General features: G+C 72.3%; 24 protein-coding genes. 8 read left to right on the forward strand and 16 right to left on the reverse strand.

Features of this window, described 5'->3' with window-relative positions; genetic code table 11:
* Nucleotides 1-3: 3 nt before the first annotated feature.
* Nucleotides 4-1,296 carry an ABC transporter substrate-binding protein gene (locus ACIQAC_RS05680; RefSeq protein WP_402187290.1) on the reverse strand — a complete coding sequence of 431 codons (1,293 nt, stop codon included), beginning with the start codon at nt 1,294-1,296 and terminating at the stop codon, nt 4-6.
* A 290-nt stretch (nt 1,297-1,586) separates the two neighbouring features.
* On the opposite strand from ACIQAC_RS05680, the gene ACIQAC_RS05685 reads away from it, so the two are divergent.
* Nucleotides 1,587-2,597, forward strand: coding sequence for a LacI family DNA-binding transcriptional regulator (locus tag ACIQAC_RS05685; protein WP_402187292.1), 1,011 nt, complete (start codon nt 1,587-1,589; stop codon nt 2,595-2,597).
* Nucleotides 2,598-2,725: 128 nt separating this feature from the next.
* Here the strand turns inward: ACIQAC_RS05685 and ACIQAC_RS05690 are convergent, their stop codons facing one another.
* The 3 genes from ACIQAC_RS05690 to ACIQAC_RS05700 form a co-directional block, all read right to left on the reverse strand.
* Nucleotides 2,726-5,077: an alpha-L-fucosidase gene (locus ACIQAC_RS05690; RefSeq protein ID WP_402187295.1), complete on the reverse strand. Its 2,352-nt coding sequence runs from the start codon at nt 5,075-5,077 to the stop codon at nt 2,726-2,728.
* Nucleotides 5,078-5,221: 144 nt separating this feature from the next.
* Nucleotides 5,222-5,704 carry a GNAT family N-acetyltransferase gene (locus tag ACIQAC_RS05695; RefSeq protein ID WP_402187297.1) on the reverse strand — a complete coding sequence of 161 codons (483 nt, stop codon included), beginning with the start codon at nt 5,702-5,704 and terminating at the stop codon, nt 5,222-5,224.
* Between the two features lie 75 nt (nt 5,705-5,779).
* A complete protein-coding gene (locus tag ACIQAC_RS05700) occupies nt 5,780-5,953 on the reverse strand; it encodes a hypothetical protein (protein WP_402187299.1) in 174 nt (57 codons plus the stop codon).
* Nucleotides 5,954-6,409: 456 nt separating this feature from the next.
* Here ACIQAC_RS05700 and ACIQAC_RS05705 point away from each other — a divergent pair, with 456 nt between their 5' ends.
* On the forward strand, nt 6,410-6,970 hold the full coding sequence (locus ACIQAC_RS05705; protein ID WP_402187301.1) for an HD domain-containing protein: 561 nt from the start codon (nt 6,410-6,412) through the stop codon (nt 6,968-6,970).
* 282 nt (nt 6,971-7,252) lie between these two features.
* Entirely contained in the window at nt 7,253-7,486 is a 234-nt protein-coding gene (locus ACIQAC_RS05710; RefSeq protein ID WP_402187303.1) for a hypothetical protein, read from the forward strand.
* Nucleotides 7,487-7,493: 7 nt separating this feature from the next.
* On the opposite strand, the gene ACIQAC_RS05715 is transcribed toward ACIQAC_RS05710, so the two are convergent.
* The 5 genes from ACIQAC_RS05715 to ACIQAC_RS05735 all read right to left on the reverse strand — a co-directional run bounded on the left by ACIQAC_RS05715 (nt 7,494) and on the right by ACIQAC_RS05735 (nt 13,913).
* On the reverse strand, nt 7,494-8,990 hold the full coding sequence (locus ACIQAC_RS05715; RefSeq protein WP_402187306.1) for an SDR family NAD(P)-dependent oxidoreductase: 1,497 nt from the start codon (nt 8,988-8,990) through the stop codon (nt 7,494-7,496).
* A gap of 192 nt (nt 8,991-9,182) precedes the next feature.
* Nucleotides 9,183-10,520 carry a wax ester/triacylglycerol synthase family O-acyltransferase gene (locus ACIQAC_RS05720; protein WP_402187307.1) on the reverse strand — a complete coding sequence of 446 codons (1,338 nt, stop codon included), beginning with the start codon at nt 10,518-10,520 and terminating at the stop codon, nt 9,183-9,185.
* A 159-nt stretch (nt 10,521-10,679) separates the two neighbouring features.
* Nucleotides 10,680-11,900 (reverse strand): glucose-1-phosphate adenylyltransferase, encoded by a 1,221-nt coding sequence (glgC, locus tag ACIQAC_RS05725; RefSeq protein ID WP_402187309.1) that lies wholly within the window; start codon nt 11,898-11,900, stop codon nt 10,680-10,682.
* A gap of 52 nt (nt 11,901-11,952) precedes the next feature.
* A complete protein-coding gene (gene glgA / locus ACIQAC_RS05730) occupies nt 11,953-13,104 on the reverse strand; it encodes a glycogen synthase (protein WP_402187312.1) in 1,152 nt (383 codons plus the stop codon).
* 41 nt (nt 13,105-13,145) lie between these two features.
* Nucleotides 13,146-13,913 (reverse strand): (2Fe-2S)-binding protein, encoded by a 768-nt coding sequence (locus ACIQAC_RS05735; protein WP_402187315.1) that lies wholly within the window; start codon nt 13,911-13,913, stop codon nt 13,146-13,148.
* A 210-nt stretch (nt 13,914-14,123) separates the two neighbouring features.
* Here ACIQAC_RS05735 and ACIQAC_RS05740 point away from each other — a divergent pair, with 210 nt between their 5' ends.
* Nucleotides 14,124-15,242 carry a DMT family transporter gene (locus ACIQAC_RS05740; protein ID WP_402187318.1) on the forward strand — a complete coding sequence of 373 codons (1,119 nt, stop codon included), beginning with the start codon at nt 14,124-14,126 and terminating at the stop codon, nt 15,240-15,242.
* Here ACIQAC_RS05740 and ACIQAC_RS05745 read toward each other — a convergent pair.
* Complete coding sequence (locus ACIQAC_RS05745; RefSeq protein WP_402187321.1) at nt 15,232-16,416, reverse strand: transglycosylase family protein; 1,185 nt, start codon at nt 16,414-16,416, stop codon at nt 15,232-15,234. The genes ACIQAC_RS05740 and ACIQAC_RS05745 overlap by 11 nt on opposite strands.
* A 351-nt stretch (nt 16,417-16,767) precedes the next feature.
* On the opposite strand from ACIQAC_RS05745, the gene gndA reads away from it, so the two are divergent.
* Complete coding sequence (gene gndA / locus ACIQAC_RS05750; protein ID WP_402187324.1) at nt 16,768-18,207, forward strand: NADP-dependent phosphogluconate dehydrogenase; 1,440 nt, start codon at nt 16,768-16,770, stop codon at nt 18,205-18,207.
* 553 nt (nt 18,208-18,760) lie between these two features.
* On the opposite strand, the gene ACIQAC_RS05755 is transcribed toward gndA, so the two are convergent.
* Genes ACIQAC_RS05755 through panD form a run of 3 tightly spaced genes read right to left on the reverse strand, consistent with a single transcriptional unit; the run spans nt 18,761 to nt 20,217 of the window.
* On the reverse strand, nt 18,761-19,414 hold the full coding sequence (locus tag ACIQAC_RS05755; protein ID WP_402187326.1) for an aspartate/glutamate racemase family protein: 654 nt from the start codon (nt 19,412-19,414) through the stop codon (nt 18,761-18,763).
* A 7-nt stretch (nt 19,415-19,421) separates the two neighbouring features.
* Nucleotides 19,422-19,766 (reverse strand): GNAT family N-acetyltransferase, encoded by a 345-nt coding sequence (locus ACIQAC_RS05760; protein WP_402187329.1) that lies wholly within the window; start codon nt 19,764-19,766, stop codon nt 19,422-19,424.
* Between the two features lie 28 nt (nt 19,767-19,794).
* Nucleotides 19,795-20,217: an aspartate 1-decarboxylase gene (gene panD / locus ACIQAC_RS05765; RefSeq protein ID WP_402187332.1), complete on the reverse strand. Its 423-nt coding sequence runs from the start codon at nt 20,215-20,217 to the stop codon at nt 19,795-19,797.
* Between the two features lie 195 nt (nt 20,218-20,412).
* Between panD and ACIQAC_RS05770 the strand changes: the two genes are divergently transcribed.
* The gene (locus ACIQAC_RS05770) at nt 20,413-21,012 is read left to right on the forward strand and encodes a hypothetical protein (RefSeq protein WP_402187334.1); all 600 of its coding nucleotides are present in this window, start codon (nt 20,413-20,415) and stop codon (nt 21,010-21,012) included.
* A gap of 29 nt (nt 21,013-21,041) precedes the next feature.
* Here ACIQAC_RS05770 and ACIQAC_RS05775 read toward each other — a convergent pair whose 3' ends face one another.
* The gene (locus ACIQAC_RS05775; protein WP_402187337.1) at nt 21,042-22,694 is read right to left on the reverse strand and encodes a serine/threonine-protein kinase; all 1,653 of its coding nucleotides are present in this window, start codon (nt 22,692-22,694) and stop codon (nt 21,042-21,044) included.
* 132 nt (nt 22,695-22,826) lie between these two features.
* Entirely contained in the window at nt 22,827-23,159 is a 333-nt protein-coding gene (locus tag ACIQAC_RS05780; protein WP_402187339.1) for a hypothetical protein, read from the reverse strand.
* 173 nt (nt 23,160-23,332) lie between these two features.
* On the opposite strand from ACIQAC_RS05780, the gene ACIQAC_RS05785 reads away from it, so the two are divergent.
* Nucleotides 23,333-24,325, forward strand: a complete 993-nt coding sequence (locus ACIQAC_RS05785) for a YbhN family protein (RefSeq protein ID WP_402187341.1) — start codon at nt 23,333-23,335, stop codon at nt 24,323-24,325.
* Nucleotides 24,326-24,353: 28 nt separating this feature from the next.
* On the opposite strand, the gene ACIQAC_RS05790 is transcribed toward ACIQAC_RS05785, so the two are convergent.
* Nucleotides 24,354-25,064, reverse strand: a complete 711-nt coding sequence (locus ACIQAC_RS05790) for an SDR family oxidoreductase (protein WP_402187343.1) — start codon at nt 25,062-25,064, stop codon at nt 24,354-24,356.
* A gap of 58 nt (nt 25,065-25,122) precedes the next feature.
* Here ACIQAC_RS05790 and ACIQAC_RS05795 point away from each other — a divergent pair, with 58 nt between their 5' ends.
* Nucleotides 25,123-25,887: a crotonase/enoyl-CoA hydratase family protein gene (locus ACIQAC_RS05795; protein ID WP_402187346.1), complete on the forward strand. Its 765-nt coding sequence runs from the start codon at nt 25,123-25,125 to the stop codon at nt 25,885-25,887.
* Nucleotides 25,888-25,915 lie beyond the last annotated feature (28 nt).

A 25,915-nucleotide genomic window follows, 5' to 3' on the forward strand; every position in this document is an offset into this window, starting at 1 on the left:
TGGTCAGCCCTGCTGCTGGAGCAGCCTGTCACAGGCGCTGACAGCGTTGTCGAGGGCTTCCTTGGGGCTCTCCTTGCCCTGGAGCGCGCGGGCGACGGCGTTGCGCAGCTCGACCTTCATCTGCTCGCTGAAGAGCACCGGCGTGTAGTTGACCGCGTTCTTCAGGGACTTGGCGGCGGCCACCCGCACCCGGGTCTCGTCGGTGCCGTCCTCCTTGGTGAAGTACGGGTCGTCGAGGGAGCCGGCGGTGCTGGGGAAGATGGCGACCTGCTTGGCGAAGGACATCTGGTGCGCGGCGTCGGTGACGAAGTGCGCGAACGCGACGGCGGCCGGCTTCTGCTTGGTCTGCGCGTTGACCATCACGCCCATCACGTACATGTTGGCGTGGCCGGTGCTGGTGATCTGGTCGGTGATGCCGATGTTCTTGTACAGGTTCGGCGCCTGCTTCTTGAAGTTGCCGAGGTCCAGGGCGCTGCCCGGGTTCATGGCGACGGCCTCGGTGAGGAACTTCTTGCCGGACGACTCGGGGGTGGCGGTCAGCGCCTGCGAGTCGAGCGCCTTGGCGTCGTACAACTCCTTGTACTTGGTGAGGAGTTCGACCCCCTTGGCGTCGTTGAAGCTGAAGCCGGTGCCCTCGTCGTTCATCAGCGGGACGCCGTAGCGGCCGAAGTCCTCGATGGTGGGCACGTTGGCGAGGGTGGCGACGTCGCCGTTGGTCCTCTCCGCGATGTGCAGCGCGTCCGCGAAGAGGTCGTCGTAGGTCTTCGGCGGCTGGGCGGGGTCGAGCCCGGCCTCCTCGAAGAGCGACTTGTTGTAGAAGAGCGGCCCGGTGTTGAGGTACCACGGGAAGGCGTACGTGCCGGTCATGCCGGGTATCTCGTGGCTCGCCCAGGCGCCTTCCAGGTACTCCTTCTTGTACTGGGCGGCGTCCTTGTCGAGGTCGAGCGCGAGGCCGGCCTTGGCGAGCGGGGCGACCAGGTCCGGCGAGACGTTCACGACGTCGGGCAGGGTGCCGCCGGCGGCGTCCGCGCTGATCTTGTCGGCGTAGCCCTCGGCGGGCTGGTCGACCCACTTCACGTCGGTGCCCGGGTACTTCTTCTCGAACTCCGCGACCACGCCCTCGAAGTAGTCCTTGAAGTTGGCGCGGAGGTTCCAGGTCTGGAAGGTGATGTCGCCCTCGATCTTGCCCGAGGCGTCGGTCGAACCGCCGTCGTCTCCCCCGGAACCGCAGGCACTGAGCGGCACGAGGACTGCGGCGACGGCAGCGGCGGCGAGGGTCCGGCGGGAAAAGCGCACGACGGTGTGCTCCTTCGGTGCGGTGGGGTCCGATGACGGCCCGGGTCGACGGGTGCGTCGGGCAGACCTTGCACTTCCGTCCGGCGACAAGTCAATGGATTCGACTCAACTAAAGCCTTCAGTCAGAGAAAACAGCAGGTCAGACGCACATGCACAGAACCTTGCAATGGATCACTAATGCGCTTTAGGGTGATCGCACTCAAGCGCATTAGTGCACCGCTGATCGCACCGCGCCTTTCGAATGGGAGCAGCACGTGACGGGCAAGCGGTCTCCCGCACGCCGACCGACGATGAAGGACATCGCGCGGCGGGCCGGAGTCTCCGAGAGCGCGGTGTCGTTCGCGCTCAACGGACGTCCGGGGGTCTCCGAGGTGACCCGGGACCGGGTGCGCCGGGTCGCCGAGCAGCTGGGCTGGCGGCCCAGCACCGCGGCGCGGGCCCTGTCCGGCGAGGGCGCGGCGACGGTCGGCTTCGTGCTGGCCCGGCCCGCGGACACGCTGGGCGTCGACTCGTTCTTCCTGCAACTCGTCTCCGGCATCCAGGAGGTGCTGGCCGAGCGGCATCTCGCGCTGCTGTTCCAGATCGCCGAGGACATCGCCGACGAGTGCGCGGGGTACCGGCGCTGGTGGGCCGAGCACCGGGTGGACGGGGTGCTCGTGGTCGACCCGCGCACCGACGACCCGCGCCCGGCGCTCCTGGACGAACTGGGCCTGCCCGCCGTGGTGATCGGCGGCGCGCCCGACACCCGCCATCCCGGGCTGTCCACGGTGTGGGCGGACGACGCGGGCGCGATGGCCGCGGTCGTCGACGAGCTGTACGCCCTCGGTCACCGGCGGATCGTGCACATCGCGGGGCTCGAAGGCCTCGCGCACACCGAGCGCCGGATCCGCTCCCTGCGCGCGGCGGCCGGCCGGCGCGGGCTGAGCGAGGTGCGGTCGGTGACGACCGACTACTCGGACGCCGAGGGCGCCGCCGTGACCCGCCGGGTGCTGTCCGCGCCCACTTCCCCGACGGCCCTGGTGTACGACAACGACGTGATGGCCGTCGCGGGTGTCGCCGCGGCGACCGAGCTGGGCTTCGCGGTGCCGGGCGACGTGTCGGTGGTGGCCTGGGAGGACTCGGCGCTGTGCCGCATGGTCAAGCCGTGGCTGTCCGCGCTGTCCCGGGACACCGTGGAGTTCGGCCGCACGGCGGCCCGCGAGCTCACCGCCCTCCTCGACGGCGGCCCGGCCCGCACGGTCCAGGTCCCGGTACCGGCACTGATCGAACGGGAGAGCACGGGGGTGGTACGGCGGGGCTGAGGAACCCGGCGGCACGGCGCGGCACCCCGCCGGGCGGACCCGGAAGGGGCGCCCCACCACACGCGGGACGCCCCAACCGGCTTACGGGCGCCCTCGACCGTCGTACGGGACGCCCGACCGCCCTTCCGTCAGCGCCAGTCGACCTTGAACACCCAGACGTGCTCCCCGGCCTTCCGGGCCGACTCCGGCACGTCGATCACCAGCGCGCCCCCGCGGACCGTCCACCCGAGCGGCCGGTCATGGCCGAGCATGGTCACCCGGTCGCCGCCCCGGATCGGCACCGGCGCCTCGACGGTGAGCCTGGCGCCAGGCCTGGCCAGCGAGTGGATGTAGAAGGCCCGGTCCGGCCGGACGGTGAACCTGAGGTCCTCGCCGAGCTGCGCCATCTTCGACCAGTACGTGGTGTCGTAGACCGCCTCGCCGTTGACCTTCAGCCAGCGGCCGGTCTCGCGCAGCCGGCGTTCCATGATCTCCGGGATGGTGCCGTCGGCGCGCGGGCCGATGTCGAGCAGGAAGTTGCCGTTCTTGGAGACGATGTCGACGAGGGTGTGCACCACGTCCTCGGCGGTCATGTACATCGCGTCCGGCGTGGCCCTGTTGTATCCGTAGCTGCGCGGGTCGAGCCCGCGGCTGGCCTCCCACTTGGCGACGACCGTGTTGTCGTACGTCGCGTACTCGGGCGTCGTGAAGTCGTGGAAGCCGATCCCGGAGCGGTCGTTGACGGCCACCTCGATCGGCCTGCGCCGGTTCTTGGCGTGGTTGAAGTACTCGGCGAGCACGTTCACGCTGTCGTTGGCGCCGCCGATGTCGCACCAGATGACCTCGGGGTCGTACCCGTGGACCAGCTCCAGCATCTGCGCGGCCTGGAGGTCCTTGACGTAGTCCTGGCCGGCGAAGTGCCCGGTGTACGGCACCGGTTCCAGGGTGTAGGGATTGCGCGGGGCGTGTCCCATCCACGGGTTGTCCGGGTTGAACCACTCCGGCATCGAGAAGTACAGACAGCGGTGGAGTTCGGGCGTGTACCGCCGCGACGCGTCGAACAGCTCCTTGACCAGGTCCCGGTGCGGGCCCATCTTCACGGAGTTGCGGTCGGACACCTTGGTGTCCCAGAGCGCGAAGCCCTCGTGGTGCTTGGACGTCAGTACGTGGTACTGCGCGCCCGCGTCCCGGAACAGCTCGACCCAGGACCGCGGATCGAACTTCTCCGCGCGGAACATCGGGATGAAGTCGTCGTAGGCGAAGTCCTCGCCGTAGGTCTCGCGGTGGTAGGCGTACACGGCGTTGTCGGGCCGCTGGAGCCACTCCCAGTACCACTCGGCGTACTGCTCACCGGGCGGCGACCAGGCCGGCACCGAGTAGACGCCCCAGTGAATGAAGATGCCGAACTTGGTGTCCTGGAACCAGTACGGGGCCTGGTGCCCGGAGAGCGAGGCCTCGGTCGGCTCGTAGTCGGCGACGCCGAGGGTCAGTGCGGTGTCGCGCCGGGCGGCCGTCGCGCCGCGCCCGGTGACCGTGACCGTGCCGTCCTGCGTGGTGCCCGGGGCGGTTCCGGTGCGGTTGCGGACGGGAATGCGGACGCGGGCCTGCTCGCCGGGGTCGAGGCGGCGGATCCGGACGGGCTCGACCGTACGGGCCCCGGGGACGGTGACGTTCACGCTCACGGCGTCGCCGGCCAGGATCGCCGTGGTGCCCGCGTTGAGGACGGTGGCCTCGACGCTCTGGGCGCCGGTACGTTCAAGGAGCGAGTTGGTCGAGTGCGCGTCCCGGATCGTCAGGGCGCGGCCGTCGGCCGGGGGTTGCAGGGACAGGGCGAAGACGTGCAGCGACGACCTGCCCTCCTGGGCGGGGTTGGTGGTCGGCAGGGTGAGGGCGATCGCCTCGCGGGCGCTGTCGACCCACACCTCCGCGACGCCGATCCCCACGCTGTGCTGGTCCTTGCCGCCGTCGGGCCGGTAGCGGTACGGCGCCGAGACTCCGGAGCCGCCGCCGGAGTACCAGTCGGCGCCGCCGAGGCCCGCGGTGCTGGTGGTGCCGTCGGCGTAGTGCACGGTGGCGGTGCCCGAGGCGCTGCCGTAGCTGCCGGCGGTGAGGAACAGGGCGGACAGGTAACGGCCCTTGGGGAGTTCGATGCGCTGGCCGAGCGCGACAACGTTGTTCTTGGCTCCGGCCCCGGCGGACGGGAAGAGGAAGGGGATGCCGTCGGCGACGATCGGGCCCGCGGGCAGCTCCTCGCCGGGGAAGGTGTAGCCGGAGCCGTCGAAGTCGCCACCGCGCGCGTCCGCGGTGTCGATGCCGTCGTTGTCGAAATAGGAATCCAGGGGCACGGGCACCGGATCGGGGACGGGAACCCACTGCTGCCGCACGCGCTCCGCCTCCTCGTCCGCCGCGTGCGCCCCGCCCGCGGTGGCGAGCGGGAGGGCGGCGACCGCGGCGGCGCCCGCCGCAGCACCCAGCACCGTACGTCTTGGATACATGGCCATGAACGGCTCCAAGCGTCTCGATTCATCGGACGTCTGAAGCGTGGAGTCAGTTCGAATGACTGTCAACGGGGTGCGCAAGGCCAAGAGTTGACGAAGTCGTCGGATGTCAGCCGTGAGGTGTGGGGAGCTGCCCCGACGTCCGGCTCAGAGGGCCCGGTACATGACGTGCAGGCCGACCAGCCCGTCACGCGGGTGCTCGAAGGCGTCCGGCACCGTGCCGAGGACGGTGAAGCCGAGGGAAGTCCACAGCCGGACGGCCGGGTTGGTCTCGACGACGGCGTTGAACACCATCGCGCGGAATCCGGCGGCCCTGGCCGCGGTCAGCACGTGTTCGGCGAGGGCGCGGCCGATGCCACGGCCGCCCTGGCCGGGGTCGACCATAAAGGCGGCGTTGGCGATGCCGGCGGCGGGGCCGCCGTAGTTCGGCGTGACATACGCGGAGCCGACGACGGCTCCGAAGCCGTCCTCGGCGACGTAGACCCGCTTGCCCGGCCCCATCCACAGGGCGCGGGCCGCCTCCTCGGAGGTGTCCGGGTCCCAGGCGTAGGTCTCGGCGGCGGCGACGATCCGGTGCCAGAACGGCCAGATACGTGGCCAGTCGTCGGCGACGGCTTCTCTGATCAGCATGGGCGTGAGTCTCGCACGCCCATGCCGGGCGATCGCGAGGTGTCCCGCGCCGGTCCGGCGCGGGCGGCACCCGTCTCAGTCCACGCTGGGCAGGATGTGCGGCTCGGCGAGGTCGTCCTCGTAGCCCGCGAGTCGGATGGGGGCGGACCGGGCCCAGACATCGAGGCTACAGATGTCTCCGGGCCTGCGGCCCGCGCGTTGTGGACCTTCGGTGCTGCCTTGTTCGCGTTTCGTCTTCTCCGGTGTCACCGCGCACTCCTTATGTGTCGGGTCACCCTCGGGCGTTACCGGCCACTTTGCGCTCCGGCACCTGACGCCCGCTCGGGTCTGGCTTGAAGGTCGGTCGCGGTGGCGCCGGCAACTCGGGTGGGAGCAGGCCGTGGTGACCGGCATGTCCCGGGACGGACCATGGGTGTGGGTGGGACCCCTTGGTGCTGTCCGTCGGCTCCAGATTAACCAAATGAGCGGCCCCCCGCTCGATGGGGCTGAAAACAACGTGTAACTATCCGACGTCGCCCCGTGGTCAATAAATCCATTTCTACACCTGTTTGTAACTCAATGCGTCATTTTGGAGTCACCCGATCGGCGCAGCGTCACCACCCGGACCGTGACCTGGTCGCGCCGTTCAGTTGCCGTTGGCCGGGGCGAAAGCCGGCCATGCTGTGCTGCCTGTCCGTACGGCCTGTCTCGCGGGAGGACGGACGCATGGAGCTGCGCGGCGTCGAGGAGCTGATGGACCTGCTGCGCGCCTGCCGGGGCGCCTGGGACACCCCGGACGGCAGCGGGGACCCGGTCGATCTGCACGACCACGCGTTGCAGACGGCCGCGCTGCTGCGCCGAAGTCGCCCCGCGGACAAGGAACTCCAGGTCGCCGGGCTGGTGCACGACATCGGGCATCTGCTGCGCCCCGGCGACGACGCCGGGCACGCCGACCACGCCGCCGACGCGGTCCGCCCCCTGCTCGGCGAGCGCGTCTCCCGTCTTGTACGGCTGCACGTGCCGGCGAAGCGCTATCTCGCCGCCGTCTCCCCGAGCCGTGGTCTGTCGCCGCAGAGCGCGCTGACCCTGCGGGCGCAGGGCGGGACGATGAGCCCGGCGGAGGCCGCCGCGTTCGAGCGCGATCCGCTCGCCGAGGACGCGGTGGCGCTGCGCCAGGCCGACGACGCGGGCAAGGTCGTCGGCCTCGACGCCGGGGTGATGGAGGACTGGCGGACGGTCCTCGAACTGGTCGCGGCCCGCCACTCACGGCTGGGCGCCGGCGGGTGACCGGTCCGGCGACGGCAGGCCGAGCGCATACGTGGCAGATGGGTCGCGCATGGCCGGCCAGTGGCTCGTGCGGCACCCGGTCGCGCCTGACAGGCCGGGCGGGCGTGGCAGGCCCGTGCGTGGCAGGCCGGGCGTGCGTGGCAGGCCCGTGCGCGGCAGGCCGGGCGTGCGTGGCAGGCCGGGGCGGCCGGTGCGATCGTGGGATCAGCGTTCGCCGGCACGGCACACCCCGGCGCTTCGGCCGGGACGCTCCGGTGGACCGTTCGCGGAGGTGCCCCCCACATGAGCGAGACCACACCGCCCCCGAGCACACCGTCCCCGGCCGCGCCCCCTCCCCCGCCGCCCCCGCCGGCCGCACCGCCGCGTCCGCGGGCCGACCACCGGGACCTCTCCCGGGTCGTCCTCTACTACGCGCTGGCGCTGGCCGTCATCCTGGTCGGCGTCGCCGCCCTGCTGATCGGCATCGCCTGGTCGGACCTCGCCGACATCGCGGACAACAACCGGGGCGGCTGGTGAGCGCGGCTCACCACTTGCCGGGCGCGTAGTCCTTCAGGAAGACGCCGAAGAGGTCCTCGCCCTGCTCGCCGCGGACGATCGGGTCGTAGACCCGGGCCGCGCCGTCGACCAGGTCGAGCGGGGCGTGGAAACCGGCCTCGGCGAGCCGCAGCTTGTCGTAGTGCGGGCGCTCGTCGGTGATCCAGCCGGTGTCGACCGAGGTCATGAGGATGCCGTCGGTCTCGAACATCTCCTGGGCGCTGGTCCGCGTCACCATGTTCATGGCCGCCTTGGCCGCGTTGGTGTTGGGGTGCCCCGCGCCCTTGTAGCCGCGGCCGAACACCCCCTCCATCGCCGAGACGTTGACGACGTAGGCCCGCTTGCTGGTCGCTCCGCGCGCCGCCTCGGCCATCGCCGCCCGCAACTTGCTGATCAGGATGAAGGGCGCCGTGTAGTTGCACAGCTGGGTCTCCAGCAGCTCCACCGGGGAGATCTGCTCGATGCTCTGCACCCAGGTGTTGCTGTCGACGACGTCGGGTACCAGACCGCCCGCGTCGATGGCGGTGCCGTCGAGGTGCCGGGCCACGCTGGCGTTGCCGGCGACCAGCGCGAGGTCGGCGACCTGCTGGGCGTCGAGTCCGGTGCCCGCGCCGAGCGGCAGGGCGGCGAGACCGTCGACGGCACCGGAGTTGAAGGCGCCGATGACCTCGTGGGCGGGCAGTTCGCCGGCCGGCAGCGGGGCGCTCTCGGCCTCGACGAGCGCGGCGTAGGCCGAGGGCAGCCGGCGTACCGTCTGGGTCGCGTTGTTGATCAGGATGTCGAGGGGGCCCTGCGCGACGACCTGGTCGGCGAGGGCCACGGCCTGCGCCGGGTCGCGCAGGTCGATGCCGACGACCTCCAGGCGGTGCAGCCAGTCCGCCGAGTCGTCCATGGCCTTGAAACGCCGGACGGCGTCCTTCGGGAAGCGTGTGGTGATGGTGGTGTGGGCGCCGTCGCGCAGCAGCCGCAGCGCGATGTACATACCGATCTTGGCGCGGCCGCCGGTGAGCAGGGCCCGCTTGCCGGTGAGGTCGGCGCGGGCGTCCCGCCGGGAGCGGTTGGTCTCGGCGCAGTCCTGGCAGAGCTGGTGGTAGAAGTAGTCGACCTCGACGTACCGCGTCTTGCAGGTGTAGCAGGAGCGCGGGCGCTGGAGTATCCCCGCGATCCGGCCCTCCTCGGTGCGCGAGGACGGCAGGATGCCCTCGGTCTCGTCGTCGATCCGCTGCGCGGAGCCGGTCGCGGTGGCCTCGGTGACCGTCTTGTCGTGGGCGGTCTTGGCGGCCCGGCGCTCCTGGCGGCGGCGCTGCTTGACCGTGCGGTAGACGCCGGCGGTGGCCCGGCGCACGGCGATGGCGTCGGGGTGGTCGACCTCGATCTTGTCGAGTTCCTCCAGCACGCTCAGGCAGACGGCGAGCCGTTCGGGGTCGATGCCGGGCCCGTGGACCACCTCGTCCGGGGTCGTTGTGCCGTCCTCTGTCACCGTCATCGCCGCTGCCGTTCCCTGCTGCCCTGGCGGCGCTCCGTCCGCGTCCGCTGTCCGAAGCGCGAATTTTACGGAGCGCCGGGCCGTGGGACCAAACCCGTCGCCGGGGCGACGGACGGTGACCGGACACTCACGCCCCACGGGCCACGGGGCACCGGCGAGGTGCCCCTCCGTCCGTGACGCGCGCGGCGCGTCCTACGCCTCGCAGGCGGTGATCAGTTCCGCCACCTCGTCCGAGACCGCGCGGGCCAGTACGTCCAGGTCCGGCACGGCCCGCGCGTCTGCGACCAGCCCGAAGTGGACACTGCCGCGGTACGTCGACATGGCGACCGCGAGGGAGTGGCCGCGCGCGAGCGGGGCGTAGGGGTGGACGGCGGCGAGCGGATTGCCGCCGAGCTTCATGCCGAGGCTGGGCAGCGGCACGCTGGTGACGAGGATGTCGAACCAGAGCCGGGCCGCCTGGCCGACCAGCGGTCCGCCGAGCCGGTGTCCGAGCGCCGGGACGTGGTCGGCGAGCAGGGCGACCGCGCCGGCGCCCCGGCCGGGCCCCGCGTCCTTGTTGCGGTCCATCGCGGCACGCACCGCGTCGAGCCGCCCCAGCGGTCGCGGATCGTCGACCGGGAGCCGTATCAGGTAGCCGGAGAGCCGGTTGCCCTGCGGGTGCGCGCTGCGCGGGCGGCGCTTGGAGACGGGGATCAGGGCGCGGGGCGCGACCCCCTCGCTGCCGTCGCCGCGCTCGTCGAGCCAGCGGCGCACGGCTCCGGCGACCACCGCGATCAGTACGTCGTTGACGGTGCCGCCGACGGTCTTGCGGACGCGGTGCACGTCGTCGAGGTCGATGACGACCCCGGCGGTACGGCGGGTGCCGCTGGCCTCGGCGGTGAGCGCCGGCGAGGAGCGGGTGGCCAGGGTGGACACGGCGACGGAGGCCCCGATGTCCAGGGCGCGGCCGACGTCGGACAGGGCGCCGCGGACCAGGCCGGGCAGTCCGCGCACGTCGGGCAGGAGTCCGCGGCGGGGCTCCTCGCGGGGCGGACGGCGGGCGGGCAGGTCGACGGGGTCCAGCACCGCGGCGGCGAGCGTCAGCGCGCGCAGCCCGTCGGCGAGGGCGTGGTGGAACTTGAACAGCACGGCGAACGAGGTGCCGTCCTCGCCGGGCAGTACATGGGCCTCCCACGGCGGCCGGCCGCGCCGCAGCGGGCGCTCCATGAGCCGGCCGGCCTCCGCCTGGAAGTCGGCGGTCGGGGCGTGCAGCCGGACGTGGTCCAGCGGGTCGAAGTCGGGGTCGGCCTCGCGGGCCGCGCCGCCGAAGGCGAGCGGGTGGCGCAGTCCGGGCGGCTGCCACACGTCCCGGATCCGCATCCGCAGTCCGGGGACTCCCGCGGCGCGGGCGGCCAGCAGGTCGGCGGCGTGGGCGCCCGCGGTGGGCGAGTGGGCGGTGAAGACACCGAGCGCGCCCAGGTGCATGGGGTGCCGGTCGGTCTCGATGTTCCAGAACGCCAGGTCGAGGGGAGCGAGCAGGTCAGGGGTCAACGGCTTGCCTCGCGTCGACAAAGGGTGAGCAAGCAGTGAACAACGTTCGGGCGATTACGGTCAAGTACGATCAAGCTACACACAGTTAACAGTGGATTAAGTCGCACTGTGCCCGGCCCCGCTCACCATCGGGACCCCGGCCGTCGGGACGGCGTCCGGCTACGACACCAGCTGGCCCTTCCCGAGGGCGATCACCCCGCCCTTGGACACGGTGTACAGCTCGGCGTCCCGGTGCGGGTTGACCCCGATCGTCGCGCCCGGCGGCACCTCGACGTTCTTGTCGAGCACCGCCCCGCGCACCACCGCACCCCGCCCGATGTGCACGTTGTCGTGCAGGACCGAGCCCTGCACCACCGCTCCCGGGTCGACCAGCACACCGGGCGACAGGACCGACCGGGTGACCTGGCCGCGGATCAGGCACCCCGCGCTGATGATCGACTCACCCGCGATGCCGCCCGCGTTGAAACGGGCCGGGGAGAGCTGGCCCGAGTGGGTGTAGATGGGCCACTGCCGGTTGTAGAGGTTGAACGCGGGGCGCTCGGCGATGAGGTCCATGTGCGCCTCGTAGTACGCGTCCAGCGAGCCGACGTCCCGCCAGTACCCCTGGTCGCGGGTGGTCTCGCCCGGTACGTGGTTCTCGCTGAAGTCGTACAGCTGCGCCTCGCCGCGGTCGGTGAGCTGCGGCAGGATCGAGCCGCCCATGTCGTGGACCGACCGCGCGTCCTCCGCGTCCCGCTGGAGCGCCTCGACCAGCGCCTTGGTGGTGAAGATGTAGTTGCCCATCGAGGCGAACACGCAGTCGGGGTCGTCGGCGAGGCCCGGCGGGTCGGCGGGCTTCTCCAGGAACCGGTCCACGGTCCTGCTGTCGGAACCGGGTGTGATCACACCGAACGCGGAGGACTCGGTGCGCGGCACCCGGATCCCCGCGACGGTCACCCCGGCGCCGCTCTCGATGTGCTGGGTGAGCATCTGCCGCGGGTCCATGCGGTACACGTGGTCGGCGCCGAACACCGCGACGTACTCGGGCTGCTCGTCGTGGATCAGGTTCAGCGACTGGAGGATGGCGTCCGCGCTGCCCAGGTACCAGCGCGGGCCGAGCCGCTGCTGGGCGGGGACCGGGGTGACGTAGTTGCCGAGCAGGCTGGACATCCGCCAGGTGGTGGTGATGTGCCGGTCCAGCGAGTGCGACTTGTACTGCGTGAGGACGCAGATGCGCAGGATGTCGGCGTTGACGAGGTTCGACAGGACGAAGTCGACGAGCCGGTAGGTGCCGCCGAACGTGACCGCCGGTTTCGCCCGGTCCGCGGTCAGCGGCATCAGCCGCTTGCCCTCGCCACCCGCCAGTACGATCCCCAGTACGGAAGGCCCTCCACGACGCATGGCCGCTCCCCTCACCCTGACTTGACCCATCAATGCCCCCGTGCCGGGTGCCCTACGCCTGTTCGACGATCTCCCCGTAGAGCCGGGCCGTGCGCCGGGCTACGGCGTCCCAGCCGAACTCCTCCACCGCGCGGACCCGCCCGGCCTCGCCCATGGTCCGGGCGGCCTCCGGATCGGCGAGCACCGAGTCGAGGGCGGCGGTCAGGTTCGCCTCGAAGGCCCCCTCGGTGTCCACGAGCAGTCCCGTCTCGCCGTGCGCCACGACCTCCGGGATACCGCCGACCCGGGAGGCCACGACGGGCGTACCGCAGGCCATCGCCTCCAGGTTGACGATGCCCAGCGGCTCGTACACGGAAGGGCAGACGAACACGGCCGCGTGGGTGAGGAGCTGGATCACGTCCGTGCGCGGCAGCATCTGCGGGATCCAGTGCAGGCCGGCCCGCACCCGGCCGAGTTCCTCGAAGAGGTCGCGGAACTCCTTGTCGATCTCGGGGGTGTCGGGGGCGCCGGCACACAGCACGACCTGCACGGCCGGGTCGATGTCGCGTACCGCGCGCAGCAGGTGGGGGACGCCCTTCTGCCGGGTGATGCGGCCGACGAACAGGACATAGGGGCGGCCGAGGTCGAGCCCGATGCGCTCCAGGACGTCGGTGCCGGGGTCGGGCCGGTACATCGTGGTGTCGATGCCGTTGTGCACGACGTGGACCTTCGCCTTGTCCAGCGTCGGGTAGCAGCCCAGGATGTCCTCGCGCATGGCGCCCGACACGGCGATCACGGCGTCGGCGGCCTCGATCGCGGTGCGCTCGGCCCAGCCGGACAGTTGGTATCCGCCGCCGAGCTGCTCGGCCTTCCAGGGGCGCAGCGGCTCCAGCGAGTGGGCGGTCATCACGTGCGGGACGCCGTACTGGAGCTTGGCGAGGTGGCCGGCGAGGTTGGCGTACCAGGTGTGGGAGTGGACCAGCTCGCGGTCCTCCAGGGCGGCGGCCATCGACAGGTCCACGGAGAAGGTGCGCAGGGCGTCGTTGGCGCCGTCGAGGGCGGACCAGGACCGGTGGCGCTGTACGCCCTCGGTGCGGCCCTCGCCCCAGCAGTGCACGTCGAGGTCGACGAGGCCGCGCAGCTCGCGCGCGAGGAACTCGACATGGACGCCCGCCCCGCCGTACACGTCCGGGGGGTACTCCCGGGTCAGCAGTCCCACACGCACCCGGATGCCCCCTGTTCGCCGTGGCCGGTTCGCCACCATGGTCACCCAGATGCGCCGCGTGGGGAAGAGCGCGGGGGTCTCGTGAAGCAGCAGTCGCCGCAGACGCCACCTCCGGGGACCCGGTAGTAGAGGCAGCAACTGCGGCGGCGGAAGGCCGTGCCGGTGAGGGTGCCGGTGGCGGCGAGGCGGGGGTGGGCGAGCAGTTCCCGGGTCAGTTCACCGGCCCGTACGGCGATGTCCGTACGGCCTTCACCGCGCGCCCAGCGGTCCAGTTCGCGTCCGGCTCCCGCGAGCGCCGAGGCGGCGTTGCCCCACAGCAGTCCGGCGGCCGGGCCGTGGTCCTCGCGCAGGACGTCCGTGAGGGGTTCGAGGTGGCCGTCCAGCACCGCGGCGGCGAGGCCGGCGGCGTCGCCGGGCAGTGGGCGCACCTCGGTGAGCAGCAGATCGTCGGGGGCGCTCGCGTCGGCGTCCCAGTGCAGCAGCCGCGGGTCCAGGTCGGGGATCGCCCCGTACAGGGCAGCGCAGCCCAGCGCCACCGACCAGAGCCGGGCGGCGAGGCCCAGCTGGGCGATCGAGGCGGCGATGCGGGTCTCGGGCGCGTGCAGGGCCCGCTCCACCTTCCGAATACGGAAAGTCATCGGATTTCGGTAAACATCCGATGTGGTGTTTCCGTACACTTGTGCCAGGGTCGGCACCGGTGGTCCGGAGGGCTCCGCCGGGGCTACGACCGTGCGCAGGACGAAGAAGCCGCCGAGCGGCCGGAGCGCGGCGAGATCGGGGTCGAGTTCCACGAAGAGCAGTAGTACCAAGGGCCGTAGGGGTGATGACCTCAGGGTGTACCCGCGAAGTCGCCCACCCGTGGGAGGACGGCGGGCCTGGCGTACTCCATCGGCAGTAGGACCCAATGCCTGCTCAGGCATGACGACGGGAAGCATTTCAAAGGGCATCGTGTTTGCCATGGAAGCCGATCGTTCGCCGCGCAGGGCGTCACGCCCCCGCCAGACGCAGAGGAGCAGCCGATGAGCGCCCTTGCGTTGTCCGTGCTGCTGTCGCTGGTGTCCGCGGTCGCCTACGCCGGCGGAGCGATCGTCCAGGAGCGCGTCGCGGACTCCTCCCACGAGGAGCAGTTCGCCCCGCTGCGCCGGCCCGCCTGGTGGGCCGCGGTGGCGCTCAACGGCCTCGGCGGCATCCTGCACGTCGTCGCGCTCGCCTTCGGCCCGCTCAGCGTCGTCCAGCCGCTGGGGGCCCTCACCATCGTCTTCGCCCTGCCCATGGCGGCCATGTTCGTCGGCCGCAAGGCGGGGGCGACCGCCTGGCGCGGCGCCCTCATGGCGACGCTCGGTCTCGCCGGTCTGCTCTCGCTCGTCGGCACGGCGGACTCCCAGTCGCTGAGCAGCGCCCAGCGCATCGGCGCCTTCGCGGTCACCGCGGCCGGGGTCGTGGCCCTGATGATCGCCGCGCGTGCCGCGTCCCGGCACCCGGCGGTCCGCAGTGTGCTGCTGGCCCTGGGGTCCGGCATAGCGTTCGGCATGTCCTCGGTCTTCACCAAGACCGTCGCGGTCGACTGGACCGGCGGTGTGTCCCTCGCGGACATGCCGTCCCTGCTCGCGATCGGTGTCTTCGCGATCGCCGGACTGCTGCTCTCCCAGGCCGCCTACCGGGGCGCGGGACTCGCCGCCCCGCTGGCGATCCTGACGGTCGTGAACCCGGTGGTCGCCGCCGCGGTCGGCATCACGATGTTCGGCGAGACGTTCCGCTACGGCACCACCGGTACCGCCCTCGCACTGAGCTTCGGCGTGGTCGCGGCGGGCGGCCTGATACTGCTCACCACGGAGCGCCTCCAGCACGCGCCCAAGGAGCGGTCCGCGGCCTCGGAGGCGGACGCGTTCGGCGAACCGGCCGACCCCGAGCGGGCCGTGCTGCGGACCGAGGACGCCCTGGAGGCGTTTGTGCCGGCTCCGGCCGGGGACGGCGACACGGCGGACGGCACGGCACGCGCGGCACGGACCGCGGCACCGGAGAACCCGCCCGTGCCGGACACCCCGGCCGACCTGATGAAGCACCCGACGCCCGTCTACGGCGGGCCGTACGTGCCGCTGCCCCTGCTGGACCGGCACCGCTCCAGGGTCAGATCCTGACCCCTCCGGCCCGCAGATAGGCCAGGGGGTCGATGTCCGTACCGAAGCCGGGCCCGGTCCGCACCTCGAAGTGCAGATGCGGGCCCGTGCTGTTGCCCGTGGAGCCGGAGCGCCCTATGCGCTGGCCCGCAGTCACGCTCTGGCCGTCCCGCACGCTGATCGCCGAGAGATGGGCGTACTGGCTGTAGCGGCCGTCGGAGTGCCGGACCACGACCTCGTAGCCGAAGGAGCCGCCCCAGCCCGCGCTGACGACCGTGCCGGCGGCGACGGACTTCACGGACGTGCCGGTGGACACGGGGAAGTCGACGCCCGTGTGGTAACCCTTCGACCAGGACGAGCCGGTGGCCCGGTACCGGGTGCCGGTGGCCGCCTCGACGGGCGCGACCATCGACTTGTCGCTGCGGCTCGGCCGGGTGCTCTCGGTGCGGTCGTCGTCCGTCGAGGGGGACGCCTTGGGCTTGGGCCGCGGGGCGGCCTTCTTCGGGGGCGCGGTGGCCGTCGCGGCGGCCGCCTTGCCGGTCAGGCTGAGTCGCTGGCCGGGCAGGATCAGGTCCGGGTCCCCGCCGACGGTGGCGCGGTTGGCGGCGTACAGGCCCTGCCAGCCGCCGCGCACCTTCTGCTCGCCGGCGATCGACGACAGCGAGTCGCCGCGCACGACCGTGTACATCTCCGCCTTGCCCGCGCGGGACTGCGGAGTGGTCTGCGGCTGTACGTCCTGCGCGGAGGTCCGGTTCGTCGCGGGGCGGGCCTTGCGGGGCGCCTCACCGCCGTCCGGATCGATGTCCGGTTCCACCCCGTCCCGGGTCAGCCCGGCCTTCTTCGAGCACACCGGCCACGCGCCGGGTCCCTGGCCGTCGAGCACCTTCTCGGCGACGGCGATCTGCTGTTCCTTGGTGGCCAGGTCGGCGCGGGCCGCGTACGCCCGGCCGCCGTAGGCCTCCCACGTGGACTGGGTGAACTGGAGCCCGCCGTAGTAGCCGTTGTCGGTGTTGATGTCCCAGTTGCCGGTCGACTCGCAGGCGGCCACCTTGTCCCAGGTGGCCACGTCCGCCGCATGTCCGACGCCGGCGCCGACGAGCGGGAGGGCGATCCCGGCGCCACCCGCCGTGACCGTCAGCGAGGCGCGGTTGATCCTGTTCGGCTGGTACCGGCGGTGCCGGCCGCGTACGGCCATGGGGTTCCCCCTCGACATGCGTCAGAAGGGCCAAAAGTAAGCGGGCCCAACAGGCCATGACAAGACGCCTATCGGCCCCCCGCCGGGTCAAATGGCGCGGAACAGCCCTTCGTTGGCCGGTTCCCTAGCGAGTCGGCTGAGGCGGACGGGCCCCGGTTTACGTACTGGGACGTGCACGACCCCGAAGGTGCGCCCCGCGTACCGGCACGTCAGGATGGCGGGGAGACGATACTGACGGGCACGACCGGCAGCACCCCGCAGGAACAACGGGCGTCCCGTCCGTTGCTGGATCAAGAGCAGCACCTTGTGCAGGATCAAGGGATCCGACCGAATCTTTGAGGAGCAGGCGGAATGAGCAACACAGCCCAGATCGGCGTCACGGGTCTCGCGGTCATGGGCCGCAATCTCGCCCGCAACTTCGCCCGCAACGGCTACACCGTCGCGGTGCACAACCGCACGGCCGCGCGTACGCACGCGCTGGTGGAGGAGTTCGGGAGCGAGGGCGAGTTCATCGCGGCCGACACCGCGAAGGACTTCGTCGCGGCCCTTGAGCGGCCGCGCCGGCTGGTCGTCATGGTGAAGGCGGGCGACCCCACGGACGCGGTGATCGAGGAGTTCGCGCCGCTCCTGGAACCCGGTGACATGATCATCGACGGTGGCAACGCGCACTTCGCGGACACCCGCCGCCGTGAGCGCGAACTGCGCGAGAAGGGCATCCACTTCGTCGGCATGGGCGTCTCCGGCGGCGAGGAGGGCGCCCTGCACGGGCCGAGCATCATGCCCGGCGGCCCCGCCGAGTCCTACGACTCCCTGGGCCCGATGCTGGAGAAGATCTCCGCGAAGGCCGCCGACGGCGAGCCGTGCGTCACGCACGTGGGTCCCGACGGCGCCGGGCACTTCGTGAAGATGGTCCACAACGGCATCGAGTACGCCGACATGCAGCTGATCGGCGAGGCGTACCAGCTGCTGCGCGACGTCGCCGGCTACTCCCCCTCCCAGATCGCGGACATCTTCCGCACCTGGAACACCGGCCGCCTGGACTCCTACCTGATCGAGATCACGGCCGAGGTGCTCTCGCACGTCGACGCCGCCACGGGCAAGCCGTTCGTGGACGTCGTCGTCGACCAGGCCGAGCAGAAGGGGACCGGCCGCTGGACCGTGCAGATCGCCCTCGACCTGGGCGTCCCGGTGTCCGGCATCGCCGAGGCGGTCTTCGCGCGGTCGCTGTCCGGTCACGCCGCCCTGCGGGAGGCCTCGCGCGGTCTGGAGGGTCCCAAGGCGTCGCCGCTGAGCGAGGCCGAGGCCGGGGCGTTCGCCGACCGGGTCGAGCAGGCGCTGTACGCGTCGAAGATCGTGTCGTACACGCAGGGCTTCCACGAGATCGACGCGGCGCGTGACGAGTACGGGTGGGACATCGACCTCGGGAAGGTCGCGTCCATCTGGCGTGGTGGCTGCATCATCCGGGCCGCCTTCCTGGACCGGATCCGGTCCGCGTACGACACCCGTGCGGATCTGCCGAGCCTGCTGTCCGACGAGACGTTCGCGCAGGAGATCGCGGCGGCGCAGGACGACTGGCGCGAGGTGCTGATCGCGGCGACGCGGCAGGGGGTGCCGATGCCGGGGTTCTCGGCGGCGCTGGCGTACTACGACGCGCTGCGTGCCGAGCGGTTGCCTGCGGCGCTTACGCAGGGGCAGCGGGACTTCTTCGGGGCGCACACGTATCGGCGGGTGGACCGGGAAGGGGCGTTCCACACGTTGTGGGGTGGGGATCGGGGCGAAGTCTCCGCGTAGTCCTTGGGCGGACGGCGACGGGTTCGTTGGGTGCGGGTGCGTGGGGGTTTTGCGCAGTTCCCCGCGCCCCTGTCACCGGGTGGGGCGTCGGGTGCGGGTGCGTGGGGGTTGAGCGCGCAGTTCCCCGCGCCCCTGTCGTGCCAGCGCCTCGTCCGTACGTGCGGGTGTGGGGGGCTGAGCGCGCCGTTCCTCGCGCCCCTGTCCCGCCTGGGTGGGCGGCTCGTTGCGCGTGCGGGTGTGTGGGGGGGGAATTGCGCAGTTCCCCGCGCCCCTGGCGCCGGGGGGGGGTGGGGGCGTGGGTTGCTGCGTCTCTGCGCTGTTGGGGCTGCTGTGTGTCTAGGTGAGGGGTGGGCCCGGTTCTGGGGTTGGGGTGGGCTCCGGGGACGGTGGGACCGGGGACGGGGCGGGTTCTGGTGTCGGGGTCGGGGGTGTGGGGACCGGCGGGGGTTCCGGGGTGGGTACCGGGCCCGGGGTGGGGCCCGGGTGGACCGGGTCGGGGAACGGGGTTGTCATGGGCGGGCCCTCCAGCCTGTTGGTGAACGTCGGCTCTGGACTACTCCCCCGCGTACCCGGGGCACGGACGGCCACTCACCCGTGCGGCCGCCGCCAGGCCTGGACGTGGGCTGGACAGCACCGGTACCGCCGTCGCCGTGAGCCGCTCCGCGGGGGACATCGAGGCCTGGGCCAGGACTATGGCGTCGGCGTCGGTTACCGCGTCGGCCGCCTCGGCCACCAGGTGGGCGTACTTCGTCCGGTCGCCGGCCGCGAAGCACTCCCACGCGCCGTCGACGAGCCGGGTCCGGACATGCACCGGGCGCCTCGCGCGACGGGCTTCCTCCTGTACCAGTGCCGCCGTCGGGGACAGGGTGCTTTCCACTGTGGCCAGGACGACGATCCGGGGGCCCGCGGTCACCGCGGCGGCGGCCATCGGCCGGTCGACCCGCAGGACCGGCACCGGGGCGCCGACCGCCTCGGCGACCGCGCCGATCGTCGAGCAGGTGCACAGCACGGCGGTGGCACCGGCGTCGACCGCGCGGGTCACGGCGTCGCGCACCTCACCCGTCACGGCCTCCGGCCCCTCGCGGCGGGCCCGGTCGAGCAGGTCCTCGTGGACAAGGTGCGTGAGGACCAGCCCGGGGTGGTCCTCGTCGCGCAGCGCGTCGAAGACGGGGACGTGGACGGGTGAGGTGTGCAGCAGCGCGAGCACCGGCGGCTCAGAACCCCTCGGGGTGCGCCTCGAGCCACTTCATGGCGGCGCCCCGCAGCGCGGGGTCGGCCGCGGGAGCCTCGTCGGGGTGCCGCTCCGCCCAGCGGACGACGTACGGGCAGAGCGGGGCGACGGTGACGCCCTCGCGGCCGGCGATCGCGTACAGCTCCCGCGCGAGCGAACCCGCGATGCCCTGCCCCTCGTGCGCGCGCTCGACGACGGTGTGCACGGGCACCAGCGCCCGCTGCGGCGATTCGAGCACGAAGTACTGGATGTGGCCCACGACTTCGCCGTCCTGCACGGCCTCCAGGCGGCCCGCCGCCCGGTCGTCGCGGATCTCGGTCTCGCTCATCGGCACTCCTTGTCGCACAGGGGACGGTTCAGACCGCTCCGGCGGCCTGCGGGCTGCGTCGCTGGCCGGAGCCCGGCACCGGTTCGCCCGGGTCGGCCCCCAGCGCCACGATCCGGTTGCCGCCGTCCACATGCACCACCCGCGGCACCAGCGCCCGCGCCTCGGCGTCGGTGACCTGAGCGTAACTGATGACGATCACCAGATCGCCGGGGTGCACGAGGTGCGCGGCGGCCCCGTTGATCCCGATCACCCCGGACCCGCGCTCGCCCTCGATGACATACGTCTCCAGACGGGCGCCGTTGGTGACGTCGACGATGTGCACCAGCTCACCGGGCAACAGATCGGCCGCGTCGAGCAGTTCCGCGTCGATGGTCACCGATCCCACGTAGTGCAGGTCGGCCTGGGTGACGGTGGCCCGATGGATCTTGGACTTGAAGAGGGTACGCAGCATGGAGTGCTCCCGGAATCCGCTCCCTGCCCGCTTTCGCGGGTCAAGGGCTGTTTCTCACGTGTGGCGCCGATCGTACGCGGGGCGTGAAGGTCCTGCGCTCCCCTGCCACACCCGGTTCCGGGGCCGTGGCCACCTGCCATGATGGGGGCGGACGGACACCTACCCGTTCTGTGTCTCAGTGGGGGGCGAGGGGCAGTGGCACATCGGAATTCGGCCGACGACCACCAGCAGCAGCTGCATCAGCAGGGCTGGGAGGCCGCGGTCTCCCTGCACCGGTATCTGAGCGGCGGAGGCGAGTTGGCCCCGGTCCCCACTCCGGGCATCCTGCTCGAACAGGGGGAGATCGCGTACGGAGACGTGTCGGCGCACTACTCGCGCTTCTACGGCACGAACGCGTCCTACAACCACCACTCGGGGTTCTACTTCGGGTCGCCGATGTTCGTCGCCGCCGGGCTGATCGGGGAATCGGTGGTGAACAGCAGCAACCGCAACCGGGCCCAGGCGGCGGCCCAGCCGCAGTGGCGGGACTTCTCGCCCTGCCGCGCGATCCTGACCGAGCGCCGCATGCTGCTGCACGTCGCGGCCGAGAACCGCTGGGTCACGGTGCGCCACCACGAGCTCGTCAGCTTCCTGCCGGTGCTCGAACAGTGGGCGCTGTTCACCGACTACCAGCAGTGGGAGCCGATGCGGCTGGCCGGGCCGAGCGTGCCCTGGCTGACCGCGGCGACGATCTCCGTGCTGAACCGGGGCCGCTCCGAGTACCAGCAGCTTCCTCCCCTGCCGCTGCCGGGCTGACGGCCGGGCGAGCGGGGCGCGCCCGCGGGTCAGCCGGCGCGCTTCAGCGTGCCGGTGTCCTCCACACCCTTGACCTCGTAGCGCAGGCTGCCGTCGCCGAGCGAGGTCAGGACGACGTCGACCTCGTCGAGGCAGCTGGTCGGGCTGTCCTCCTCGGTGATCTCCTCGTGGAGCTGGATCGAGTGCCCGGTGTCCATGGTGAGGGTCCACCGGCCGCTGCACGCCAGTGACGGGTACGCGACGGTGGCCACCCGGTCGCCGAGCTTCCCGCCGGTGTAGTCGACCGAGACCGAGTACTGGCTGCTGCCCGAATTGCTCACGTTCCCGGTCCACTTGCCCTTGTAGTCGGCGAGCGGCACCTTCGGGGACTCCGTGGAGGAGCCCGCACCGGACGCCCCCGAGTCCGCCGGATCGTCCTTCCCGCGCAGGCCGGGAATGATCATGGAGAGTGCCACGGCGACCACGGCGAGGGCGGCACAGGTGACCAGCACGGGGCCGACCCGGCCACCACGGCGGTCGCCCGGCCGACGGCCGCCCTGAGGGAAGCCTCCTCCCGGGACCGGCGGCATCGGCGGTGTGGCCGTCGTCGTCCAAGGCGTCGGCGTGGGCGTCGGCGTCGGCATCGGTGGCATCCCCGGCACGGGGGTGGGTACGGGCGGCATCGGCGTCGGCGTCGGGGTGCCCGGCGGCGGAGGCGGGACGTGCCCGCCGTGCATCGTCGGCATGGCGTGCACGTCGTCCCCCGCACGGCCCGTGGCCGGGTTGACGACCTGGGTGGGCGACGGCTCCTCCAGGTCGAGGAGGCTGGAGGCGTGCCGGCCGAGCTCCGCCATCAGGCTGCCGGGCAGCCAGGCGTCCGGGTCGGCGTCCGCCGTGGCCGCCTCGGCCATGGTCACGATCTCGGACGGCGGGATCCGGTCCTCGGGCCGCTTGGCGAGGCAGCGCGCCACCAGCGCGGCCAGCGGCTCGGACATCCCGTCCAGGTCCGGTTCGTCCTCGGTGACGCGCAGCATGATCGCGTGGGCACTGCTGTCGGGACTGCCGAACGCCTGCCGGCCGGTGGCCGCGAACACCAGCACCAGACCGAGGCTGAACACGTCGCTCAGCCCGGTGATCTCCCGGCCCAGGATCTGCTCGGGCGACATGTACGCCGGGGAGCCGACCATCGCGCCGGTGCGGGTCAGCACACCGCCGTCCGCCGCGCGGGCGACACCGAAGTCGATCACCCGGGGTCCGTTGACGGTCACCATGACGTTCGACGGCTTGAAGTCCCGGTGCACCAGCCCGCAGCCGTGGATGCTCTGCAACGCACGCGCCAGGCCGGAGGCCAGGTGCCAGACCGACCGCTCCGGCAGCGGCCCGCCGACCCCGGTCACCGCCTGGTGCAGTGTGGGGCCGGCGACGTATCCGGTGGCGACCCAGGGGGTGTCCGCGTCGGTGTCGGCGTCCAGGACCGGTGCGGTCCACTCGCCGCCCACCCTGCGCGCGGCGGCCACCTCGGCGCGGAACCGCTGGCGGAACTCCGCGTCGTACGCGAACTGCGGGTGGACCAGCTTCACGGCGACCGTACGGCCGCGCTGGGAGCGCCCGAGGAACACCTGCCCCATGCCTCCGGCGCCGAGCCGCCGGAGCAACCGGTAGTCCCCGACCCGTGTCGGATCTCCGGGCCGCAAGTTCTCCATGATGGTCCTGTCCCCCGTATCCCCTCGTCCGAGGGATGCGACTGCCGCGCCTTGCGCGCCGCCCGACGCCGGGTCGTTCGACACGGCACGGCGGCGCGACGCTCATTACAACATCAAGGTTGCGACGCGAGGTTACTCGCTCAGTTCCGGCCGCCGGGCCCGTACGCCCTTCGTCACCTCGGCAGGCGGTCCTGGAGGCGGCGGTAGTGGTCGCGGACCGGTTCCGGCAGGGCCGGCTCCGGGCTCGCCCTCGCCCAGCAGTACCTCCTCGGCCGCGTCGAGGAGACGGGCGCGCGGCGCGGGGGCGGTGGGCTCCGGTACGGGCACCACCGCGCGGGGCCGCGGCAGCGCGCCGCGTTTGCGGGCCCGGTACGCCTTGGCCTGGCAGGCGCGTGAGCAGTAGACCGGCGGGCGGCCGCGCCCCGTCGGCGCGGTCGGGCCGCCGCACACCGCGCACGCACTCATCGACGCCTCCAGGCTTCCTCACGCGTGACGCAGAACGTAGTCCCTCATGTGACGAAAAGGACAGGTCTCCCGGCGCACGGGGCACCGTCGACACAGGGCCGCAGCCCGTCCGTAAGCAGCCGTCCCCACACCCGCAACCCGCAGTTGATGCGGTACGGAAAACCTCTCCGAGTGTGACAGCCGTACAGACACCACCCGGAAGCGCCCCCCGGACCTCCCGGTTCTCCCGGGCGCTCCGGCGTCTTCCGGTTCGCCGGATACTCGTACTGCTTCCGCTCGCGCTCGTCGCGGTGGTGGCGGTGCGGCACCGTGCCGTGCTCGTCGAGGGCTTCGGGCATCTCGCGACGGCCAAGTGGCCCTGGCTGCTGGCCGCGGCCGGTGCCACCTGTCTCACCTGGGTCGCGGCCGCGGTGACCCGGCAGGGCGCGGTGGTGGACCGGCTGCCCGCGCTGCGGCTGCTGGTCACGCAGTTCGCGGCCGGCTCGGCCAACCATCTGCTGCCCACCGGGCTCGGCGCGAGCGCGGTCAATCTGCGGTTCATGACGGTGTGCGGGCTGCCGCCGGCCCGCTCCTCGGCCGCGGTCGCCCTGTATCTGATGGCCGAGTCCGTCGCCCGGGTCGGTCTGCTGGCGGCGCTGTTCATCGCCTTCCCGCACGCGCTGCGGCTGGACTCCCTGCTGCCGGACGGCGCGGTGCTCCCGCTGCTGGCGGGTGTCGGAGGCGCGGCCTTGGTTGTGGTCGTCGTCCTTGCCCTCGTACGGCGGCTGCGGACCGCCGTCTTCACCTTTGTGCGCAGCGCCCTTGGCGAGGCGCGCTCGGTGCACACGCGTCCCTCGCGGGCGCTCGCGCTGTGGGGCGGCTCGCTGGCGTTCCCCGCGCTCCAGGCCGCCGGGCTCGCGGCGGTCGGGACGGCGCTGGGGCTGCCGGTGTCGCCGTGGCACATGGCCCTCGCCTATCTCGCGGCGACGGTCGCCGTGGCGGTGGTGCCCACGCCGGGCGGGATCGGCTCGGTCGAGGCCGCGCTGATCGTGGCACTGGTCGCGGCCGGCGGCCCGGTCGCGGTGGCGACGGCCGTGGTGCTGGCCTACCGCGTCATCACCGTGTGGCTGCCCCTGCTGCCGGGGGCACTCACCCTGGGCGCCCTGGTCCGCCTGAAGGTGATCTGAGGCGCGGGCGACCTCTCACCCCCGGTGCTCACCACGGCACCCGCACCCCGTCCCGGAAGAAGCCGCCCGTCGGCCCGTTGTCCGGCAGGGTCGCCGCCCAGACGATTCCGGCGGCGCCCTCGCGGACGGGGCGGCCGCCGTGGCCGCCCATGTCCGTGGCGACCCAGCCGGGGCAGATGGCGTTGACCAGGACGCCGTAGCGGCGCAGTTCGCCGGCCAGGAGGCAGGTGAGGGCGTTGAGCGAGGCCTTGGAGACGCTGTACGCGGGGGTGCCGCCGCTCATCGAGGCGAGCGAGCCGCCCTCGCTGCTGACGTTGACGACCCGCGGACGCGGGCTGCGCTCCAGCAGCGGCAGCAGGGCCTGGGTGACCCGCCAGGCGCCGAACAGGTTGGTGTCCAGGGCCCGTTGGACCTCCGCCAGATCGGCGGTACGGGCCTGGGCCCAGGTGTCGTAGAGGATCGCCGCGTTGTTCACCACGACGTCCGCGCGGCCGTACCGGTCGGCCACCCACTCGCCCATCGCCGTCACGCTCGCCGGGTCGGCGACGTCCAGCTGTACGGCGGTGACGCGTTCGCCGCCAGGGTCGATGCGGGCCGCGGCGGACTCGCCCTTGGCCCGGTCCCGGGAGCCGAGGACCACCAGGTGGCCCCGGTCGGCGAGTTGGCGAACCACCTCCTCGCCGATGCCCCGGTTGGCGCCGGTGACCACGGCGACCGGCGCCGCCTGCTGCTGTGCCATCTGGAAACTCCCCCAGTAACGTGCGGACTCGCGGAGTCGTACGGAAGGGGATTTCACCATGTCGGTCCGTGTCGAGCGTCAGGGGCCCGTCACCACGGTCGTGCTGTCCCGTCCGGAGGTCCGCAACGCGGTGGACCGGCCCACGGCCGACGAACTCACCGCGGCCTTCCGGGAGTTCGACGCCGACGACGAGGCGCGCGTGGCGGTGCTGTGGGGCGAGGGCGGCACGTTCTGCGCGGGCGCCGATCTCAAGGCGCTCGGGACCGCGCGCGGCAACCGGGTGATCGAGGACGGCGACGGGCCGATGGGGCCGACCCGGCTGCGGCTGGGCAAACCGGTGATCGCCGCCGTGGCCGGGCACGCCGTCGCCGGGGGTCTGGAGCTGGCCCTGTGGTGCGATCTGCGGGTGGCCGAGGAGGACGCGGTGTTCGGGGTGTTCTGCCGCCGCTGGGGTGTGCCGCTCATCGACGGGGGCACGGTACGGCTGCCGCGGCTGATCGGCACCAGCCGTGCGCTGGACCTGATCCTCACCGGCCGCCCGGTGCCGGCCGCCGAGGCGTACGAAATCGGCCTCGCCAACCGTCTGGTGCCCACCGGCACGGCCCGTGCCGCCGCCGAGGAACTGGCCGCCGGCATCGCCCGTTTCCCGCAGTCCTGTCTGCGCTCCGACCGGGCGTCCGTGCTGGAGCAGGACGGACTGCCGGAGGAGGAGGCGATGCACGGTGAACTGCGTCACGGCTCCCGGGTGCTTGCGGAGAGTCTGGAGGGCGCCGAGCGGTTCGCCTCGGGTGCGGGGCGGCACGGGTCGTTCACCGACGTCTGACCCGGGTGTGTCTCCGGCCGTACCTACG

The organism is Streptomyces sp. NPDC088387 (genome assembly GCF_044753385.1).
Taxonomy (GTDB): Bacteria; Actinomycetota; Actinomycetes; order Streptomycetales; family Streptomycetaceae; genus Streptomyces.

Excerpts from the sequence above, each read along its gene's own strand:
- ACIQAC_RS05685 (WP_402187292.1), top strand. The coding sequence starts at position 1,587 with ATGAAGGACATCGCGCGGCGGGCCGGAGTCTCCGAGAGCGCGGTGTCG.
- ACIQAC_RS05690 (WP_402187295.1), bottom strand. The coding sequence starts at position 5,077 with ATGGCCATGTATCCAAGACGTACGGTGCTGGGTGCTGCGGCGGGCGCC.
- ACIQAC_RS05695 (WP_402187297.1), bottom strand. The coding sequence starts at position 5,704 with ATGCTGATCAGAGAAGCCGTCGCCGACGACTGGCCACGTATCTGGCCG.
- ACIQAC_RS05705 (WP_402187301.1), top strand. The coding sequence starts at position 6,410 with ATGGAGCTGCGCGGCGTCGAGGAGCTGATGGACCTGCTGCGCGCCTGC.
- ACIQAC_RS05710 (WP_402187303.1), top strand. The coding sequence starts at position 7,253 with ATGAGCGAGACCACACCGCCCCCGAGCACACCGTCCCCGGCCGCGCCC.
- ACIQAC_RS05715 (WP_402187306.1), bottom strand. The coding sequence starts at position 8,990 with ATGACGGTGACAGAGGACGGCACAACGACCCCGGACGAGGTGGTCCAC.
- glgC (WP_402187309.1), bottom strand. The coding sequence starts at position 11,900 with ATGCGTCGTGGAGGGCCTTCCGTACTGGGGATCGTACTGGCGGGTGGC.
- ACIQAC_RS05740 (WP_402187318.1), top strand. The coding sequence starts at position 14,124 with ATGAGCGCCCTTGCGTTGTCCGTGCTGCTGTCGCTGGTGTCCGCGGTC.
- ACIQAC_RS05745 (WP_402187321.1), bottom strand. The coding sequence starts at position 16,416 with ATGGCCGTACGCGGCCGGCACCGCCGGTACCAGCCGAACAGGATCAAC.
- gndA (WP_402187324.1), top strand. The coding sequence starts at position 16,768 with ATGAGCAACACAGCCCAGATCGGCGTCACGGGTCTCGCGGTCATGGGC.
- ACIQAC_RS05760 (WP_402187329.1), bottom strand. The coding sequence starts at position 19,766 with ATGAGCGAGACCGAGATCCGCGACGACCGGGCGGCGGGCCGCCTGGAG.
- panD (WP_402187332.1), bottom strand. The coding sequence starts at position 20,217 with ATGCTGCGTACCCTCTTCAAGTCCAAGATCCATCGGGCCACCGTCACC.
- ACIQAC_RS05775 (WP_402187337.1), bottom strand. The coding sequence starts at position 22,694 with ATGGAGAACTTGCGGCCCGGAGATCCGACACGGGTCGGGGACTACCGG.
- ACIQAC_RS05780 (WP_402187339.1), bottom strand. The coding sequence starts at position 23,159 with ATGAGTGCGTGCGCGGTGTGCGGCGGCCCGACCGCGCCGACGGGGCGC.
- ACIQAC_RS05790 (WP_402187343.1), bottom strand. The coding sequence starts at position 25,064 with ATGGCACAGCAGCAGGCGGCGCCGGTCGCCGTGGTCACCGGCGCCAAC.
- ACIQAC_RS05795 (WP_402187346.1), top strand. The coding sequence starts at position 25,123 with ATGTCGGTCCGTGTCGAGCGTCAGGGGCCCGTCACCACGGTCGTGCTG.